The organism is Streptomyces polyrhachis (genome assembly GCF_042663125.1).
In the GTDB taxonomy this organism is placed as follows: Bacteria; Actinomycetota; Actinomycetes; order Streptomycetales; family Streptomycetaceae; genus Streptomyces; species Streptomyces polyrhachii.
Window position 1 is genome coordinate 63,109 of sequence record NZ_JBHSZO010000019.1, and the last position, 17,433, is coordinate 80,541.

Annotated in this window: 21 protein-coding genes and 1 pseudogene; 8 read left to right on the plus strand and 14 right to left on the minus strand. The window is 71.0% G+C overall.

What is annotated here, in order from left to right; all coding sequences use genetic code 11:
• Positions 1-6: 6 nt before the first annotated feature.
• On the minus strand, positions 7-1,998 hold the full coding sequence (locus ACFQLX_RS13960) for an APC family permease (protein WP_386414913.1): 1,992 nt from the start codon (positions 1,996-1,998) through the stop codon (positions 7-9).
• A gap of 170 nt (positions 1,999-2,168) precedes the next feature.
• Between ACFQLX_RS13960 and ACFQLX_RS13965 the strand changes: the two genes are divergently transcribed.
• Both ACFQLX_RS13965 and ACFQLX_RS13970 read left to right on the plus strand, forming a co-directional pair.
• Positions 2,169-2,831, plus strand: coding sequence for a TetR/AcrR family transcriptional regulator (locus ACFQLX_RS13965; RefSeq protein WP_386414834.1), 663 nt, complete (start codon positions 2,169-2,171; stop codon positions 2,829-2,831).
• A 64-nt stretch (positions 2,832-2,895) separates the two neighbouring features.
• Positions 2,896-3,783 carry an NmrA family NAD(P)-binding protein gene (locus ACFQLX_RS13970; protein WP_386414835.1) on the plus strand — a complete coding sequence of 296 codons (888 nt, stop codon included), beginning with the start codon at positions 2,896-2,898 and terminating at the stop codon, positions 3,781-3,783.
• Positions 3,784-3,862: 79 nt separating this feature from the next.
• Here ACFQLX_RS13970 and ACFQLX_RS13975 read toward each other — a convergent pair whose 3' ends face one another.
• The 3 genes from ACFQLX_RS13975 to ACFQLX_RS13985 all read right to left on the minus strand — a co-directional run bounded on the left by ACFQLX_RS13975 (position 3,863) and on the right by ACFQLX_RS13985 (position 5,504).
• Positions 3,863-4,417 carry a DUF1062 domain-containing protein gene (locus tag ACFQLX_RS13975; RefSeq protein ID WP_386414836.1) on the minus strand — a complete coding sequence of 185 codons (555 nt, stop codon included), beginning with the start codon at positions 4,415-4,417 and terminating at the stop codon, positions 3,863-3,865.
• Between the two features lie 316 nt (positions 4,418-4,733).
• Positions 4,734-5,126: a hypothetical protein gene (locus ACFQLX_RS13980; protein ID WP_386414837.1), complete on the minus strand. Its 393-nt coding sequence runs from the start codon at positions 5,124-5,126 to the stop codon at positions 4,734-4,736.
• A 9-nt stretch (positions 5,127-5,135) separates the two neighbouring features.
• On the minus strand, positions 5,136-5,504 hold the full coding sequence (locus tag ACFQLX_RS13985; protein WP_386414838.1) for a zinc ribbon domain-containing protein YjdM: 369 nt from the start codon (positions 5,502-5,504) through the stop codon (positions 5,136-5,138).
• 90 nt (positions 5,505-5,594) lie between these two features.
• Here ACFQLX_RS13985 and ACFQLX_RS13990 point away from each other — a divergent pair, with 90 nt between their 5' ends.
• On the plus strand, positions 5,595-6,656 hold the full coding sequence (locus ACFQLX_RS13990; protein WP_386414839.1) for an AI-2E family transporter: 1,062 nt from the start codon (positions 5,595-5,597) through the stop codon (positions 6,654-6,656).
• An 8-nt stretch (positions 6,657-6,664) separates the two neighbouring features.
• Here the strand turns inward: ACFQLX_RS13990 and ACFQLX_RS13995 are convergent, their stop codons facing one another.
• A complete protein-coding gene (locus ACFQLX_RS13995; protein WP_386414840.1) occupies positions 6,665-7,159 on the minus strand; it encodes a hypothetical protein in 495 nt (164 codons plus the stop codon).
• On the minus strand, positions 7,156-7,377 hold the full coding sequence (locus tag ACFQLX_RS14000; RefSeq protein ID WP_386414841.1) for a hypothetical protein: 222 nt from the start codon (positions 7,375-7,377) through the stop codon (positions 7,156-7,158). The genes ACFQLX_RS13995 and ACFQLX_RS14000 overlap by 4 nt, the downstream gene beginning before the upstream one ends.
• A 212-nt stretch (positions 7,378-7,589) precedes the next feature.
• On the opposite strand from ACFQLX_RS14000, the gene ACFQLX_RS14005 reads away from it, so the two are divergent.
• Entirely contained in the window at positions 7,590-7,970 is a 381-nt protein-coding gene (locus tag ACFQLX_RS14005; protein ID WP_386414842.1) for a VOC family protein, read from the plus strand.
• Positions 7,971-8,333: 363 nt separating this feature from the next.
• On the opposite strand, the gene ACFQLX_RS14010 is transcribed toward ACFQLX_RS14005, so the two are convergent.
• Complete coding sequence (locus ACFQLX_RS14010; protein ID WP_386414916.1) at positions 8,334-9,074, minus strand: dienelactone hydrolase family protein; 741 nt, start codon at positions 9,072-9,074, stop codon at positions 8,334-8,336.
• Positions 9,075-9,461: 387 nt separating this feature from the next.
• Between ACFQLX_RS14010 and ACFQLX_RS14015 the strand changes: the two genes are divergently transcribed.
• On the plus strand, positions 9,462-9,875 hold the full coding sequence (locus tag ACFQLX_RS14015; protein ID WP_386414843.1) for a hypothetical protein: 414 nt from the start codon (positions 9,462-9,464) through the stop codon (positions 9,873-9,875).
• 8 nt (positions 9,876-9,883) lie between these two features.
• Here ACFQLX_RS14015 and ACFQLX_RS14020 read toward each other — a convergent pair whose 3' ends face one another.
• The 3 genes and pseudogenes from ACFQLX_RS14020 to ACFQLX_RS14025 form a co-directional block, all read right to left on the minus strand.
• Complete coding sequence (locus ACFQLX_RS14020) at positions 9,884-10,399, minus strand: transposase (protein WP_417846292.1); 516 nt, start codon at positions 10,397-10,399, stop codon at positions 9,884-9,886.
• Between the two features lie 27 nt (positions 10,400-10,426).
• A pseudogene (locus ACFQLX_RS25765) lies at positions 10,427-10,777 on the minus strand (DUF5984 family protein); the annotation flags it as partial.
• A gap of 187 nt (positions 10,778-10,964) precedes the next feature.
• On the minus strand, positions 10,965-11,627 hold the full coding sequence (locus ACFQLX_RS14025; protein WP_386414844.1) for a class I SAM-dependent methyltransferase: 663 nt from the start codon (positions 11,625-11,627) through the stop codon (positions 10,965-10,967).
• 287 nt (positions 11,628-11,914) lie between these two features.
• Between ACFQLX_RS14025 and ACFQLX_RS14030 the strand changes: the two genes are divergently transcribed.
• Entirely contained in the window at positions 11,915-12,463 is a 549-nt protein-coding gene (locus ACFQLX_RS14030) for a GNAT family N-acetyltransferase (RefSeq protein WP_386414845.1), read from the plus strand.
• 229 nt (positions 12,464-12,692) lie between these two features.
• Here the strand turns inward: ACFQLX_RS14030 and ACFQLX_RS14035 are convergent, their stop codons facing one another.
• The gene (locus ACFQLX_RS14035; RefSeq protein ID WP_386414846.1) at positions 12,693-13,076 is read right to left on the minus strand and encodes a VOC family protein; all 384 of its coding nucleotides are present in this window, start codon (positions 13,074-13,076) and stop codon (positions 12,693-12,695) included.
• A gap of 249 nt (positions 13,077-13,325) precedes the next feature.
• Here ACFQLX_RS14035 and ACFQLX_RS14040 point away from each other — a divergent pair, with 249 nt between their 5' ends.
• Complete coding sequence (locus tag ACFQLX_RS14040; protein WP_386414847.1) at positions 13,326-13,604, plus strand: nuclear transport factor 2 family protein; 279 nt, start codon at positions 13,326-13,328, stop codon at positions 13,602-13,604.
• Positions 13,605-13,649: 45 nt separating this feature from the next.
• Here the strand turns inward: ACFQLX_RS14040 and ACFQLX_RS14045 are convergent, their stop codons facing one another.
• From ACFQLX_RS14045 to ACFQLX_RS14055, 3 genes are all read right to left on the minus strand, one after another.
• On the minus strand, positions 13,650-13,880 hold the full coding sequence (locus ACFQLX_RS14045) for a helix-turn-helix domain-containing protein (protein ID WP_386414848.1): 231 nt from the start codon (positions 13,878-13,880) through the stop codon (positions 13,650-13,652).
• Between the two features lie 2 nt (positions 13,881-13,882).
• Positions 13,883-14,548, minus strand: a complete 666-nt coding sequence (locus tag ACFQLX_RS14050) for a DUF2975 domain-containing protein (protein WP_386414849.1) — start codon at positions 14,546-14,548, stop codon at positions 13,883-13,885.
• 137 nt (positions 14,549-14,685) lie between these two features.
• Complete coding sequence (locus ACFQLX_RS14055) at positions 14,686-15,558, minus strand: hypothetical protein (RefSeq protein ID WP_386414851.1); 873 nt, start codon at positions 15,556-15,558, stop codon at positions 14,686-14,688.
• A 252-nt stretch (positions 15,559-15,810) separates the two neighbouring features.
• Between ACFQLX_RS14055 and ACFQLX_RS14060 the strand changes: the two genes are divergently transcribed.
• Positions 15,811-17,379 (plus strand): MFS transporter, encoded by a 1,569-nt coding sequence (locus ACFQLX_RS14060; protein WP_386414852.1) that lies wholly within the window; start codon positions 15,811-15,813, stop codon positions 17,377-17,379.
• Positions 17,380-17,433: the final 54 nt, after the last annotated feature.

The following is a 17,433-nucleotide window of genomic DNA, read 5'->3' on the forward strand; positions in this document are numbered from 1 at the left end:
GAAACGCTAACCGACCCGGGGCCCGGCGCCAGGCGGGGCGTACCCGTGCCGGTCCGCCGCGCGGCGGCTGGAGTCCAGCTGCCACGGCACGCTGGTGACCATCACCCCGCGCTGGAAGAGCAGCCGGGCCTTGAGCCGCAGCGCGGACTGGTTGTGCAGCAGCTGCTCCCACCAGTGCCCGACCACGTACTCGGGGATGTACACGGCGATCAGGTCCTCGGGGTGGTCGCGGTGCAGGCGGGCGATGTACTCCAGCACCGATCCGGTCACGTCGCGGTACGGGGAGGCCATCATCGTCAGCGGAACGGAGATCGCCCGCTCCTCCCACTCCGCGCGCAGCGCCCCCACCTCCTCCTCGCTGATCTCCACCGTCAGCGCGGTGAGGGTGTCGGGGCGGGCGGCCTTGGCGTAGCCCAGCGCGCGCAGGGTCGGCTGGTGCAGCTGGGAGACCAGCACCACCGCGTGGGTGCGGCTGGGCAGCACGATGCCGCCCGGGCGGGGGCGCAGCTCGCGGGCCACCCGGTCGTAGTGGCGGCGCACGGCGCGCATCATCGCGTAGAGCAGCGGGACGGCGAGCACCACCAGGTAGGCGCCGTGGGTGAACTTGGTGGCCAGGACCACCACCAGCACCAGTGCGGTCAGGCAGGCGCCGACGGCGTTGATCGCCCGCGAGCGGTGGATGCCGCGGCGGCGCAACGGGTCGCGCTCGCCCGCGAGTTCACGGTTCCAGTGCCGGACCATGCCGGCCTGGGAGAGGGTGAAGGAGGTGAAGACGCCCAGGATGTAGAGCTGGATCAGCCGGGTCACCGAGCCGTCGAAGGCGTAGATCAGGGCGCCGGCGACCACGGCGAGGATGATGATGCCGTTGGAGAACGCCAGCCGGTCCCCGCGGGTGTGCAGCTGGCGCGGCAGGTAGCGGTGCTCGGCCAGGATCGCCGCCAGCAGCGGGAAGCCGTTGAAGGCGGTGTTGGCCGCCAGGATGAGGATCAGCGCGGTCGCGGCCTGGATGACGAAGAACATCACCGTGTCCGTGCCGCCGAAGACCGCCGCGGCGAGCTGGGCGATCACCGTGAGCTGGCTGTCGGTACGGCAGTCGCCGGGGAAGCCGACCAGCCGGCAGGCGTCCTCGACGTAGCGCACGTGCGAGATCAGGGCCAGGGCCGTGATCCCCGCGAACATGGTGATCGACAGGCCGCCCATCACGGCCATCGTGGTGGCGGCGTTGCGCGCCTTGGGCGGGCGGAACGCCGGCACCCCGTTGGAGATCGCCTCCGCGCCGGTCAGCGCCGTACAGCCGGAGGAGAACGCCCGCAGCGCCAGCAGCACCAGCGCCATGCCGGTCAGCCCCACCTCCCCGGGCTCGGCGCGCACCTGCCACCCGGCGCTCTGGGCGACCGGCGCGTGGCCGAACGCCGTCTGGAGCAGCCCGGTGGCGACCATGGCCAGCACCGCGGCGATGAACAGGTACGTCGGCACCGCGAACAGCCGCCCCGACTCGCGCACCCCGCGCAGGTTCATCGCGGTCAGCAGCGCCACGAAGCCCAGGTTCACCACCACCCGGTAGGGGCCCAGGGCGGGCATCGCGGAGATGATGTTGTCCACGCCCGCGGCCACCGACACGGCCACCGTCATGACGTAGTCCACCATCAGGGCGGAGGCCACCACGAGGCCCGCCCAGGGCCCCAGGTTGCGCGAGGCCACCTCGTAGGAGCCGCCGCCGGAGGGGTAGGCCTGGACGACCTGCCGGTAGGACAGCACCACCACGGCCAGCAGCACCACCACCGCCGCGGCCACCCACGGCGCCACGTACAGGTACGTCAGCCCGCCCAGCGTGAGCACGAGCAGGATCTCCTGCGTCGCGTACGCCACCGAGGACAGGGGGTCGCTGGCGAAGACCGGCAGGGCGATGCGCTTGGGCAGCATCTGCTCCCCCAGGCGGTCGCTGCTCAGCGGACTGCCCACGATCAACTTCTTGAACGATATCGACACGCCCGCCAGCCAACGCGCCCCCGGGGGCGGCCCCCGGATCTTTGCGCGCCCTTAACGCCGCCGCCCGCGATCTTCACGCCCTCTTGGCGCGCGGTCTTGGCGCGCGGTCTTGACACGCGGCGGTACGGGCTGAGGCTCCCGGTCTACGTAATCAATCGGATGAGTGATAGCGTGCGGACATGGCACTCGACGAACCCCCGGGCAGCAGGCGCAACGCCGCGCAGACCAAGGAGCGCATCCTCGACGCGGCCCTGGAGGAGTTCGCCACCAAGGGCTACTCGGGCGCCCGGACCGCGGGAATCGCCAAGCGTGCGGGGGTCAACCAGCAGTTGATCTCGTACTACTTCGGCGGCAAGGAGGGCCTGCTGCAGGAGCTTCGGCGCGGCTGGCGGGAGCGGCGCGTGCAGTTGACGCCCGCCACCACGGCGGAGTCCTTTCCGGAGAGCTTCGCCGCGGTGCTGGACGCCACGCTGCAGGATCCGCGGCGCGCCCGCCTGGTCGTCTGGCAGGCGCTCGGGGACTACCCCGGGGACGCGGAGGCGCTGGCGCAGGAGTGGAAGGCGGTCACGGCCGCCGCGATGGAGCGGATCCGCGCGCGGCAGGCGGCCGGAGAGGTCGGCGATCTGCTGGAGCCGGAGTTCGTGGCACTGCTGACGTTCCTGCTGACGTTCGCCCCGGTGGCGCTGCCGCAGGTGATCGAGGGGATCTACGGGGTGGATCCGCTGTCGGCGGAGTATCGGGAGCGGGTGAGCGCGCAGTTGTTCGCGCTGCTGGGCGTGGCTCCCGTCGAGGAGGGCCCGGCGGGGGATGCGGCCGCTGATGCTGCTGCTGCTGCTGAGTGAGAAGTATCCGGAGGGGGACACCCCTCACCAGTATCATTCAATCGATTGATTAAGGAATCTCACCATGACCCGAGTACTGGTCACCGGCGCCACCGGAAAGCAGGGCGGCGCAGTCGTCGACCTCCTCCTGGAGCGCGGCCACGACCCCGTCGCCTACGTCCGCGACACCCACTCCGACCGCGCCCAGGCCCTGGCGGCCAAGGGCGTCGCCCTCGCCCAAGGCGACCTCGCCGACACCGCCGCGCTCACCCGCGCCGCCCACGGCGCCGGCGCCCTCTTCGGGGTGACGATCCCCTTCGGCGCGAACGGCGCCACCGAGGAGACCGCCCAGGGCCGCGCACTGGCCGACGCCGCCGCCCGGGCCGGGGCGCACCTCGTCTACTCCTCCGTCAAGGGGGCGGCGGCCCGACCCGACTTCAAGGTCGAGTTCGCCTCCGCCAAGCAGACCGTCCAGCGCCATCTCGAAAGCACCGGCGCCCACTTCACCACCGTGCAGCCGGCGTACTTCATGGAGAACGCCCTCAACACGGGCTTCAACCGCCTCCACGAGGGCGTCTACGCCTTCCCCCTCTCCCCGCACCGCAAGCTCGACCAGACCACCGTGCTGGACATCGCCGGCTTCGCCGTCCACGCCATCGAGAACCCGGAGAAGCTGGCCGGCCGCGCGATCGACGTCGTCTCCGACACCGTGACCACCCTGGAGGCCGCGCAGATCCTGGCCGAGGTGACGGGCAGGCAGCTGCCGTACGAGAACATCCCCCTGTCCCAGATCCGGCAGTGGGCCGGCGACGAGATCGCCGGCATGTTCCAGAGCTTCGAGGACAACCGGCAGCACACCGACCTCACCGCGCTGCGCGCCGAATTCCCCGAGGTGCGCTGGCACTCCTACCGGGACTGGGCCGAGAGCATCGACTGGGAGCGCGTACTGTCCGCGCCGCCCGGCTGGAGCTGAGCCCCAAGTCCCCTGCGGGACACGGGGGTTGAGCAGAGCCTGCCCGGCCGATCGCGCCGGGCAGGCCCCCTCCCCCGCGTCAGCGCTTGAGCAGGAAGTCGAAGTCCCCGGAGAGTCGGCCGCCCAGGCGGACCGCCGATACCAGGCCCCCTTCGACGATCAGCCTCTCGACCTCGGCCCGCGGCAGCCCGAGGCCCTCGGCGATCACGCGCACCGGCCGTACGGGTATCCGCGCCGCGAAGCGCACCGAGATCTCCAGCGCCTCGTCCGCGCCCTCGGACCGAGCCGATCCGCCGGTGTCCAGACGCCAGGCGCCGGCCCAGTCCAGGGCGATGCGGTTACGGCGCCGCACCGCCGGATCCTGGAGCAACTCGGCTGCCAGAGCGGGGTCGTTGCCGTGCAGGCGGGTCAGGAGTCCGGGTCGTACGGAGCGCACGTTCATCCGCTCGAAGACGGTGAGTTTGGCCGTCTCCCCGCAGCCCGTGCACAGCACGAGGAGCCAGGCGTCGAGGCGCTTGTGGTTGGCGTTGACACGGAATCTGCCGTCCGCCCGGAAGCGCTCCGAGGCGCACCCGTGGCAGCGGCGGAGGACGAGCGGCAGGCGGGTGGGCGTGATCGCCCAGGTTCCAGACATGGCTGTGCACCGTTTCCAGTAAGAAGTCCGCAGCAGGAAGCAGCACGTCGCAGCTACGCGACGCGCACGAAATCAGCGCTCGGGAAATCTCACAGGGTGTACAACGACTCGTCCTCGCTAAGGCGGCAGGTGCGGGAGCACGGTAACGACACCGGCCAGGACGGCTCCACTGGTTTTCGGGCGGCGCCCGGCGCCCCGCTCAGCCCCCGCCGCCCGGCCGCCGCCGCGTCACGCGCGCGAGGTCGCCCATCGGGCTCCTCCGTAGCGGCGATGACGAGCAGCGCCAGGGGTGCGGGCGGCAGCGCGTCGTACTGGGCTACGCAGACACCTGCCACCACCGGTCCGCCTCGACGCGGGCCACCTCGGCGTCGTACGCCCCCGCGTCGAAGTGGAACTCCGGCGGCGAGGGGGCGTACGGGAACTCCCAGTCCGACCACTGCACGATGTCACCGCATCGCTGCACGACCACGGACAGGAAACCGCAGCAACCGCCGGTGCACTCGGGTTCCCCCAGCTCCAGGCGGCGCGCCTCGCTGCTCGCCCGTAGGAGGGCGGGGCGGCCGGCGGGCAGTGCCTCGGCCGCGAACGGTCCACGGCAGCCCTCCTTGAGCGCCTGCTCGACCACGTCCTCGCCGTTGACCCAGAACCGCAGTTGGGCTGCGAACCGGCGCCCCGGCGGCAGCACCCTGATGTCCAAACGGTCGAACATCAGGCCGCTCTACGCCTTCTTCACCACGCTCGACTTCAGCCCCATCGCCCCGAAGCCGTCGATCCTGCAGTCGATGTCGTGGCCGTCCGTTCCGTCCACCAGGCGGATGTTGCGGACCTTCGTGCCGGCCTTGATGCCCGACGGGCTGCCCTTGACCTTCAGCGCCTTGACGACCGTCACCGTGTCGCCGTCCTGCAGGACGTTGCCCACCGCGTCGCGCACCACGCGCTCGCCGGAGCCGGCGTCATCGGCGGAGGCGTCGGCGTCGGCCGGGGCGGCCACCCACTCGTGGGCGCACTCCGGGCACACCATGAGGGCGTTCATCTCGTACGTGTACTCGCTGGCGCACTTCGGGCAGGCAGGCAGGTTCTCGCTCATCACCCCAGGTTAGGCGACCGCCCCGCGCGCCCCTCACTCCCCCGGCGCCCTCCGCGCGACAAGCCCCGGCCCCCGTGGTCGGCTGATCCCGTGCAGACTCCCCCGGGCGCCGCCCTCCTCTCCGAGCCCGTACGGCGCGTCGCCGCCTGGTGCGTGGTGCTGCTCCTGGTCACGGGCGTCACCTGGGTGGGCATCCGGGTGTGCGTGGAGCTGAAGGCCGCCGTCGTGCCCGTACTGCTCGCCCTGCTGGGCACCGCCCTGCTGCGGCCCCTCTACCTGCGCCTGGTCCACGCCCACGTCAACCGCTCCCTCGCCGCCGCCCTGACCTGCGCCGCCGTGCTCGTCGTCGTCGGCGGCGCGGCCTACATCGTCGTCGCGGCGCTGATGGACTCCGGCAGCCAGATCGTCTCCTCCGTACGCGACGCCGCCGACTCCCTCTCCGACCGCTTCGGCGCCGCCGGCACCTCGGTGGACGATCTCGCGGCCAACTCCAAGGAGTTGCTGGGCAAGTTCGGCTCGACCGCCGCCAGCGGTGTCGTCAACGGCGTCAGCGTCGTCGGCGAGGTCGGCGCGATGGCCGTACTGGCCCTGCTGCTGATGTTCTTCCTCCTGCGCGACGCCCACCGCGCGATGGCCGCCCTGCGCTCCCTGTCCCCCGGCGACAGCGCCGACATGGTGGAGGCGATGGCGCGGCGGGCCTTCCAGGCGATCGAGGGCTTCATGCGCGGTACGACGTTCATCGCGCTCATCGACGCCGTGTGCATCGGCGTGGGCCTGCTGATCCTGCGCGTGCCGGGGGCGATCGGACTGGCGGCGCTGGTCTTCGTCGGCGCGTACATCCCCTACCTCGGCGCCTTCCTCTCCGGCACCGTGGCGATCCTGGTCGCCCTCGCCGACCGGGGCTTCGTCATCGCGCTGTGGGCACTGGGGGTGGTCATCGCCGTACAGATGCTCGAAGGTCACGTACTGCAGCCGATGATCCAGAGCCGCACGGTGCAGATGCACCCGGCGGTCGTCCTCCTGGCGATCACGGCCGGCGCCTCACTGGCAGGCATCCTGGGCATGCTGCTGGCGGTGCCGTTGACGGCGGCGGCCTTCGGCGTCTTCCACGAACTGCGCAACCGCTACGGGGCGGCGCGCACGGCGGCTTGACGCACAGGTCAGCCGCCGGTCCGCCAGCGCGGCGCCTCGTCGTCGGGGAGATCCGGGGAGGCGAAATGGAAGGGCACCTTCAGGTGCTCGGCCAGGGCCTGCCCTGCCTCGCCGGCCGCCTTCGAGCCGCCCGCCCGCTGGTAGACGGTCGCCAGATGTGCCTCGCCGCGCGGCTCGTCCAGGACCGCCAGCAGGATGACGAACCAGTCGTGCACGGTGTCGCCGTCCCAGACCGCCTCGACCGCGACCACCCGGCCGGGGCGCGCTGCGGCGCGGGCCGCGAGGGAGGGGACGTCGAGCGGATCGGGTGGCGTGCGGCGCACCTGGTCGCCCAGGGCCTCGTAGCGCGCGTAGACGACTTTCTGCGCCTCGTGCAGACCGAGCCCCAGCGGGCGCAGCGCCTCCCACGCCGCTCTCACGGCCTGCAGGAAGCGGTCCTGGCGCACTTGGGCGTCGACTTCCCGCCGGGTCGGCGCGTCCAGGTACGCCCACCAGCCGCTCATCGTGTCGCGGACGCCGTCGGCTCGGGCTGCGGGGATGCGGTCGGCGCCGGGCGCTTGCCCAGGTTCTGCCAGGCAATCGCACCCACAAGGGGGAGCAGCCAGCCCGCTTTGGGGAGAACGCGGATGCGCGTGTCGGGGGTGCAGACGCAGTCGTAGAGGGCGTAGACGTACAGCGTCGCGACCAGCAGATAGATCGCGTAACCCAGCATGTCCGCCATCGGACCACCTCGTTCTCAAGGGCGCGCACCCGTACGTGCAGGGCGCTCCTCGCCCCCGTCCGGTCATACTAAACAGAAGTGATCTTCCCGGCTGACGCGGAGTCTCGGTCACGGAACTCCTCCCGCGCCACTACGCTCGTGGGCCCCGTCGCCTCGTCCCCGGAGCCCTCCACATGCGCGGACGCCCCAGCCACGACCCCGATACCCCCCGCATGTCCCGGCACGACTGGTGGGGCGTGGTGCTGGAGGCCCCCGACCCGCAGGCGCTGGCCCGCTTCTACGCGGAGCTGCTGGGCTGGGAGATCACCAAGGAGGACGCAGACGGCGCCGCGCTCGCGCCTCCGCAGGGCGTGGCCTACCTCGCCTTCCAGCGGTCGCAGGAGTACGTCCCCCCGGTGTGGCCCGCCCACCCCGGCAGCCAACAGATCACGATGCACCTGGACTTCGAGGTAACGGACCTGCCGGCAGCCGTCACCCACGCCCTCGAACTCGGAGCGCACGAGGCCGCCCACCAGCCCCAGACCAACGTCCGCGTGCTGCTGGACCCGGCGGGTCATCCCTTCTGCCTTTATACGGACGGCGAGGGCGACTGACGCCGGGGGCCGTCGCGTTACGTACAGTCCTCGGGGCCTGGGACCGGCTCAAGATCCGCCGCTACGGCGGAAAGTTCACGGGCTCCAGCCCGGATGACCTCCCAGTCGGTGCCGCACTCGCGGGTCCACGCGCGCTGCAGGCGGGCCGTGATGGGGCTCCTTGAAGATCCCCACACCCTGCTCGGGGGTGCCCCAGACCTGCTCAATGAATCTCCCCACCCATACGGCACCTGACGGCTCTCCACTCAAGAAGCTGCGATGGCTGCTGGCCGCCGCTCATCGAGGAGGGCCAGTACCTGTCCTCGATGAGCGGCACCCTGGCCGACACCGCCTAGCGTGTACTGCCAGCCTGACGGCCTGGCCTCACTTCAGGTGTCGAGTGAAGAATTGGACCGCGGCGTCCCCCGCGAACTGCGGGACGCCGGTGTGCCCGCCCATATTGGCGTGCAGGGTCTTCTCCTTGGAGCCGAAGGCGTCGAACAGGTCCAGCGCCGCCTGCCGGTCGTTTCCTTCGTCGTCCCACTGCAGCAGGACGTGCAGCGGAATGGTGACCTGGCGGGCCTCCTCGAACATGGCGCGAGGGACGAAACTCCCGGCAAACAGAACAGCGGCCGAGATGCGCGGCTCGACCACCGCCAGCCGGGTCCCGATGGAGATCACTCCCCCCGAGTACCCGACCGGGCCGCCGATCTCGGGCAGCGACAGGAGGGCATCCAGGGCAACCTGCCATTCCGGGACCGCCTTGTCGACCAAGGGGAGGATGAGAGCGTCGATGATCTCGTCACTGACCGACTTGCCGGCCTCCATGGCCCGGCGCAGGTCGGCGCGGGCCTGCTCGGCGGCGGGCCAACGGGGCCGCTCGCCGCTTCCGGGGAGCTCGATGGCGGCCGTGGCGAAGCCGTCCGCCGCGGAGTGCCGGGCTCGGGCCACCAGCCGGGGGTACGTCTTGCGCAGCCCGAGAGGCGGGGGGCTGAGCAGGATCAGCGGCGCCGGTGCGGATGCTGATGCGGATCCGGGCGTCCACAGGATGCCGGGGATCTCACCGAGGGTGAACTCGCGCTCGATGACAGCGCCGTCGAGACGCTGTTCAGAAGTGAAGTGCACGGTCGTGCCTTTCGGGAGTGCCATTGACGGCGCTCCCGGACGACCTATCGCCCGACCGTGACCCCGGAGGGGAGCACCCACGTCGATACGTTCACGGGTACCACCTCCTCGCTCTCCAGCACGGCCTCCGGAAACGTAGCAGTGCTCGCTGTGGTCCGCCAACGGTTTGTGCCGAGGCGTCGTGGCCGGCCCTGACCTGGGGCGCTCCGCACACTCCACGAGCGGGCGGCCCGGCCGGCGAACGGCGCGACGCTCGTTGAAACTCCCCACTTCGTTGAACGCCGGAGTGAGTGAGGAGAGGAGCATCCCTGGCCGTTTTCAAGGCTCTGACCGCGATTGCGTGATGGCCGAAAGTGCGGGCGAAAAGGGTATGCCAGAGTGAGAACCATGACCCGTTCCGAGTTTGATGACGAGCTGACCCCCTTCCTTCAGGGCTCCACTTCGGCGGCATGGTCTGTTAGAGCGGCCTCAGGCCGGCGTCTGGCGGCCGTCGCGGAGGTTCCCGAAGTGGCTGAGGTCCTGCACCGGCTGTTGCTGGATGGTCGCGACACTTTCGTCACTCAAGAGACGGCGGAGGCTCTGCTCGGACGCTGGGACGTGCTTGGTCTGCGCATGGTGCTGGCCGCGCTCGCCAGCGCGGATGACGACACTGGCGATCAGCTTGATGCTGCAATCCTCAATGTCTGCGGTCAGTCCAAGGAGGACGGGGAACGACTCGCGGCACTGTGCTCAGCGTTGACATCGGATGCAGATAACGCCGTGAGCAGGGAAGCCCACAGGATTCTCGAACCACTGCGGTGACCTGACCGCTACTCACCCTGAGTCAGGATCCGGGTCCGGAGGAGCGTAAAGGAGGCCCGACCGTACATCGCTCGCTTGAGTGTTTTCACGCGGTTGACGTGGCCTTCGACGACGCCTGAGCTCCAGGTCAGGGTGAGTCCGGCGGTAACGGCGTCGAGGTCCTGTCGGAGAAAGCCCGCGAATCCGCTGATCGGCTTCGGGGCGTCTAGCTCAGCCTGGCGGATCCACTGGGTCAGTAGGAAGCCGCGGCGGTGGCGGAGGAGCTCGGCGAAGGCGCGGGCGAGGTCGCAGGCCCGGGCAATGTCGGGGCAGGCGATCCGCACGTCGAGCAGGCGGCGGTCGAGTTCGGGTGGGAGCGTGTCCTGCGGTCGCAGATCCAGCCGGTGATTTTTCGGGGGCTGGGGAGGTCCGCGCGGACGAGTTCGGCGTTGCCCGCGCGGAGGGCGGCGAGGTGTTTGCGGACGACCTGGCGGCTGCCGCGGTAGCCGCGCTCGCACGGCGTCGACGAACGAACTGGTCGGCACGGTGGCGAGGCCTGTCAGCGGGCCGGCGATCTCGATCTCAGGGTCAGGGTCAGGGTCAGGGTCAGGGTCAGGGTCAGGGCGATGCTCCCAGGCAACGGTGACAACGTCATCACCGTCGATGGTCATCCGCCACCAGCGAATATGCGGCGCGTTCCGCAAGGGCCCCGTGGACATCGAACGGTCGGCATGCCACAGCCCGGCAGCCTCGACCTGCGGAGCGTTCTCCGACCCCCGCATCGTCAAGGCCGGCCTCCTCAGCGCTGCCGGCCATCTCGACGCGGCTGCCGCCGAACTGCGCGCCCTGGGCACGATCCCGGCGCGCAGGGAACTCTTCGAGGTCCTGGTACGGCAAGGACATGCGGCCGAGGCGATGGCCATCCATCCCACGGTGTCCGAGCAGCGGGCCGCCGAATCGAAAGCCAGGCCCGCTCCTCGCAGCGAGAACGGGTACGGACTGGAGAACCTCCCTTCTAGGGCCAGGCGTTCCCAAGGTGCCGGGGATCTCAAAGGGGTTGTGCGGGCAGCTGTGCTGTCCTTGATCACTGGGCCGTGCTGTGCGCAGGGGTCATCGGGCGTCTCCCCGGTCCGTGCGTACGGCGGTGCCGAGGATGTGGGTGGCTGCCGGGGAGGGGAAGCGGGTCTCGGGGAAGGCGAAGCGGTCTACTGCCGTGGGGGTGAAGCCGGCGGCGGTGATGGCCGTGTGGGTGTCGCGGGCGGTGTGGCATCCGCCCATCAGCCGGGGCCAGAGGGTGGCGTCCAGGGCGCGCTGGACGCGCCACATCGCCGCGGAGTCGGCCCGTACGTGCTCGAAGAACCGCAGTTGGCCGCCCGGCCGCAGTACCCGGTGGAGTTCGGCGAGGGCGCCCTGCGGGTCGGTGATGGAGCAGAGGGTCAGGCACACCACGGCCGCGTCGAAGGACCCGTCGGGAAAGGGAAGTTGCTCGGCACGCGCCGCGATCGTCTCCACGGGGACGGCGGTGCTGCGGGCCCGCTCCTCGGCCAGGGCGCGCAGGGTGGGCTCCGGCTCGACGGCGACGAGGCGCGTCACCTCGGGCGGGTAGTGGGGGAAGTTCAGCCCGTCCCCCGCGCCGACTTCGACGACTTCGCCGGTCAGGCCGGTCAGGAGGCGCCTGCGGTGTGCGTCGATGCCCGCCTGCTGCAGGGCCGGTCCGGCGACTTTGGTGTAGTAGCGGGCGAAGACCGGGTGTGGCCTGGTCGGTTGCGTCATGGCGGCCGTCTCCTCGGTGGCGGTTCTTCGGGGTTACCCTGGCATGCGGAGGCGCCGCATAGTGGATCCTCCCCTCCCTCGGGGAGGGATTCCTGACTCAGGGTGCCTGGGGGGCGGCGCTCGCGGAGGTCTTATGCCCTCGACAGCAGCCGGGTTGAGGATCGACCCCACCCGGGGCGGCTGGCGGGGGCTGGCGCCCTGCGCCACGTGCGGTCCGGGGCCCGGGCCCGTGGGTTGACCGGTCTGCACGTCTTGATCGCTGCCGAGCGTGCTGATTGGCTGGCCGGATGGCAGAGACAGCAGAGTTGGGATCCGTCGCCTGGCCGCCGGCCCCGATCCGGACCGAGCGGCTCGTGCTCCGGGGGTCCGAGGCCCGGGACCGTGCGGCGTTCGTCGAACTGCACGCCTCGCCGGAGGTGCACGCCTACCTCGGCGGCCCCCGACCCCGTGACGAGCTTGAGCGCGAGATGCCCGAGGCGCCCGGACAGTGGCCCGGCAGCTTCGTCGTCGACCTCGACGGGGCGATGATCGGCCAGATCCTGCTCAGGAGGGCAACGGAGCACCTCCGCCCGGCCGCTGCGGGGAAGGTCGACCTCGGATACCTGTTCCTGCCGCAGGCGTGGGGGCACGGGTACGCCGCCGAGGCGTGCGCGGCAGCCCTCGGCTGGCTCGACGGCGTACTTCCCGGCGAACCGGTGGTGCTCGCCACCCAGACCGCCAACGCCGGCTCGATGCGCCTCGCGGCGAAGCTGGGGTTCACGGAGGTGGAGCGGTACGAGGCCTGGGATGCCAAGCAGTGGCTCGGCATGCGGTCTGCGGTCGCGCCGTCCGGTTGAGCTCGCGCTCGGCAGAGGACCGATCCGCAACGGAGCAGTCGCCGCCCCGAGGCGGCCAGCCCGTTGCACACCACCACATCTCGCCAACTACCCGCCGGAGCCTACGAGTTCCCGCGGCAGGCGCACCCAGTGCTCCGGCAGTCCCATAATCGCGTCCGGGCCGTCGGGCCCAGGCCCGTGAACGCGCACGCGAAGACTGCCTCCCGACGAGGGCGTGGCCGCGAAGGGGTCAGGAGGCTGCCCCCGCCCGGTCCGAGTCGCTGCGCAGTACGCAGAACTCGTTGCCTTCGGGGTCGGCGAGCACCGCCCAGCCCGAGCCGTCGGGGTTGCGGTGGTCGGCGACGAAAGTGGCGCCGAGGGTCAGCAGTCGTTCGACCTCCTGTTCGCGGGAGGTCTCCGGGCGTAGGCACAGGTGGATGCGGTTCTTGGCCGTCTTCGCCTCGGGTACCTGGTTGAAGTGCAGCACCGGGCCGTCCGCCAGCAGCACCTGGGTTTCCGGATCTCCCGGCCTGTCCTGCGGATGCTGCGGGCGGCCGGTCACCCTGCTCCAGAAGCGGGCCAGTTCGTAGGCGTCCGCGCAGTCGATCGCCACGTTCTGCACTGTCGAGACCATGGACGTGATCCTTCCTGATCGCCGCTCCGGAGGCCATCGGGTCGTGCTCGACCGAGGTGGCGCGGGGGCTCGTACGGGAATAGCGGGCCGGTCTGCGCTGCTTGTACCCGCCATGACTACCTCAACCGCCCGTGAGGCGGCCACCGCTCTGTTCGATCAGTTGTTCTCCGGTGCCTCGCCGGAGGCGCTGGCGGCGCACTTCGACGAGGACGTGGACTGGTTCATCGCCGGTGACGCCTCCGTCGTGCCGTGGATCGGTCGCAAGACCGGGCGCGCCGGTGTCGCCGAGTTCTACGCCCAGCTCTCCCAGGGGCCCGGGTCAAGGACTTCGCGATCGACACGATCGTCGGGGACGGAGACCGGTGCGTCGTCCTCGGCAGTCTGCGGACCGAGATCCTCGCCACGGGGCGCGATATCGAGACCGAGTACGCGATCGACATCGCGGTACGCGACGGACTCGTCACGCGGTACCGCATGTTCGAGGACACCTGGGCGGTCGTCGCGGCGTTCGAGCCGAAGGCGGCCTGACCTCCGGGGCCGCCCGCAACGCCGCCGGTCGGCGCCCGGCTCACGCTACTCCCCGCCCCCGTACGTCAGCAGATCCCCCGGCTGGCAGTCGAGGACCTCGCACAGGCGCGTCAGCGTCGTGAAGCGGATGGCGCGGGCGCGGCCGTTCTTCAGGACGGAGAGGTTGACGTTGGTGACGCCGACCTGGGTGGCCAACTCCGCGAGGGTCATGCCGCGTTCGGCCAGGAGACGGTCGAGGTGGACCTCGATCGCATGGCTGTCGTCCTCGTCCGGCATCGTCAGACCGTCCCTTCCAGATCCTCCCGCATGGCCGCTCCGGCGCGCAGGACTCGGGCGAAGGCAAGGATGCCAAGTGCGGTGAGGATGAGGGTGTAGGGGGCGTTCCAGGAAAGGCCCCATTCCTCGTAGTCGCGGGCGAGGGTGGCCAGGAGTGCCGCGTGGGTGAGGGTCTGCACCACTTCCACGGCGAGGGAGCCGAGGAGGAGCCACCAGCCCGTCAGGCGGAGGTAGTGGGCGGGGCGGTGGGTGAAGACGCCGTCGCGGGTGGCGGTTTGGATCATGCGGTTGAGGAGGAAGAGGACGCCGAAGAGGAGGAGTGCGGCGGAGGCGTCGCCGGCGAGGTCGTAGAAGCGCTGGGCGGCGTCGGGGTGGTCGGTGCAGTAGGTGGGGGAGGCGCTGACGCCGATGCCGGGGAGGGGCCCGAAGGCGCGGGGGAGTTCGCCCGTGCCGAAGTCGCCCAGGTCGAAGAAGGTGGAGGGGTCGTCCGCACACACGTACGGGCTACTCCACGGCCCGTGCAGTCCGGTGTCCACGACCGAGACGGCCACCTGCAGGACCAGGACGAAGACCGCCAGCCGGTACGCCCCCCGGATCACCGTGGCCACCGGCTCAAGGAGCCGCGCCCCCGCGTTCGCCGATGGCGTCTTCTTCGTTCTCTTCGCCATGGTTCTGAGCATCGGCGGCCACCCCAACGTATCGAATATCGATGTTATCGATGAACGATAAGTTCGGGCGAAGGGGAGGTCAACCCTTCAGCGGGGCACGCCTGATGCGGCCCCGCGCCCGATGTGCCGCCGCCCCCTCAACTCCCCCGCCGCCGCAGCCACTCCCCCACCACCCCGCACGCCGCCAGTGCCGCGACGAGTCCCGCCACCGCCGCCCCCGGGCCCGTGATCCAGTCGACGTCCTGTGCGTGGACCGCCAGGACGACCCCCGTGGCCAGTGCGATGCCGGGGAGGGCGATGAGTGCGGGACGGACGCGCTCCAGGTCGTTCTCCACCAGCGCGCCCAGCACGCCGGTGCCGATGGCCACCGCCCAGACGCCCAGGCCCTGCGCGTCGGCGCGGTTGGCCTGCCAGGGCAGCAGCGCACCCCAGTAGCCGGGCAGGAAGAGCAGCCCCGCCCCCAGGCCGAACCACGCCGAGCCCACCAGCGACAGCAGCGGCCTGCTCCACGGCGGCAGCGGCACCGGCGCCCCGGCGGGCGGCACCTCGCGCGGGGAGCGCAGCTGCAGCAGTACGCAGCCCATCGCCACCGGCGCGAGCAGCCCCAGCACGGCCAGCCAGCCGAGGCTGAAGACCGCCACCAGGATCGCGGCGCCGTTGGCGATCTGCAGCTCCCCCGCGTTGAAGACGCTCACCCCGAAGAGCCCGGTCAGGACGATGGCGGTGGGGATGACGAGGGTGCGGGCCTCCTCCCACATCCGCGCCCAGCCGACGGTGAACAGGCCCGGCGCGACACCGACCATCGCCGCGCCGATCAGCCCGGGGGTGAGCGAGGTGGGCGAACGCCAGGCGCCGAAGACGTGTCCGGCAAGGGCCGCACCGCTCATCACCAGCCCGACCGCCAGGCAGATCCCGGCGATGACGGCGCTCAGCACCGCTACCGGGCCGCTCAGGTCGCGTCCGAGGGCGGCGGTGGCCCGTATCACGCCGGGCTGCGGCTGGCTGCTCATCGGGCTGCCTCCAGGGCGGGGGTGTCGGGGCGCCCGCCGGCGGCGGGGCGTGCTCGGAGCGTGCCCCGGCCCGTACCCGCGCTCAATGACCGTGCCGCTCACCGCGTACGAACGCCCGCTCGCCCGTACGACCGCCCGCCCGTACGACCGCTCCGTACACCCGCCCGACTGGTGGCCCCCCGCCGCCCGCCTTACCGTCGAAAACGTGGACTGTCCGGCCCACACCCCGTCTCACCGAGGGCCCGATGCCTCATGAGCAGCCCCAAGCCGAGCACCCCGTCGCCCGCCGGCGGCCCCGCGCACGACGTGCACGACCAGCACGCGCGCCACAAGGGCATCGCGCTCTTCATCATCGCGTCCTGCCAGTTGATGGTGGTCCTCGACATCACCATCGTGAACATCGCGCTGCCCCACATCCAAAGCGCGCTGGACTTCTCCACCACGAGCCTGTCGTGGGTGGTCAACGCCTACACCCTGACCTTCGGCGGCCTGCTCCTGCTGGGCGGGCGCATCGGTGACGTCCTCGGGCGGCGGCGGGTGTTCGTCTTCGGCGTGCTGCTCTTCGGCCTCGCCTCCCTCTTCTGCGGCTTCGCGCAGAGCGAGTGGCAGCTGCTCGCGGCCCGCGCCCTGCAGGGCGTCGGCGGCGCCATCGCCTCCCCGACCTCGCTCTCCCTCATCACCACCAACTTCGACGAGGGCCCCGAACGCAACCGCGCCTTCGGCGTCTTCGCCGGCGTCTCCGCAGGTGGTGGCGCGATCGGCCTGGTCGCGGGCGGGATGCTCGTGGAGTGGCTGGACTGGCGGTGGATCTTCTTCGTCAACGTGCCGATCGCACTGCTGATCGCCTTCCTCACCCCCCGCTTCGTACGGGAGTCGGCCAAGCACCCCGGCCACTTCGACCTGCTGGGCGCGGCGACCTCCACGCTGGGCATGGTGGCACTGGTGTACGGGTTCATCCGCGCCTCCGAGGAGGGCTGGCGCGACGGGCTGACGCTCGCGTCGTTCGGCGCGGCGGTGGTGCTGCTGGCCGCGTTCATCCTGATCGAGCGCAGGTCGGACCAGCCGATCACGCCGCTGTGGATGTTCGCCGACCGCAACCGCGCGGGCACGTACGCGATCATGCTGTGCCTGGCGGCGGCCATCTTCGGCATGTTCTTCTTCCTGACGCTGTACGTCCAGCAGGTGCTCGGCTTCAGCCCGCTGCTGACGGGTGTGGCGTTCCTGCCGGTGAGCGCGGTGATCGCGGTCGCCGCGGGCACGACCTCGCAGCTCCTGCCCCGCCTGGGCCCGAAACCGTTCATGGTGGTCGGCTCGATCGCGCTGGCGGCCGGCCTGTCGTGGCTCTCGCGCATCGACGTGCACTCCACGTACGCGGGCAGCGTCCTGGGTCCGATGCTGGTCTTCAGCCTGGGCATGGGCCTGCTCTTCGTCTCCCTGACGCTGATGGCCCTGTCGGGCGTGAACTCCAAGGACGCGGGCGCGGCCTCCGGGCTGCTCAACGCGATGCAGCAGGTCGGCGGCTCGCTGGGCCTGTCGATCCTGGTGACGGTCTTCGGCACGGCGAGCAAGGACGAGGCGAAGAAGCAGCTCCCGTCCTTCCTGGCGGAGGCGACCCCGGCGCAGAAGGAGGCCGCGAAGAAGACCGGCCAGCTCCCGGGCCACTGGGGCGACGAGATCCTCACGTACGGCACGCAGCACGGCTTCGTCGTAGCGGCGATCTTCGCGATCGTCGCGGCGTTCGTCGCGGTCTTCGCCATCAAGGTCCGCCCGTCGGACATGGAACGCCTCAAGGGGGACGGGCCGCCGCCGGGGGTGGGGTGAGTCCGACCCTCCCGGCCACCGCCCGTATCGAACGTCTGAGCCCGAAGGGCGTTG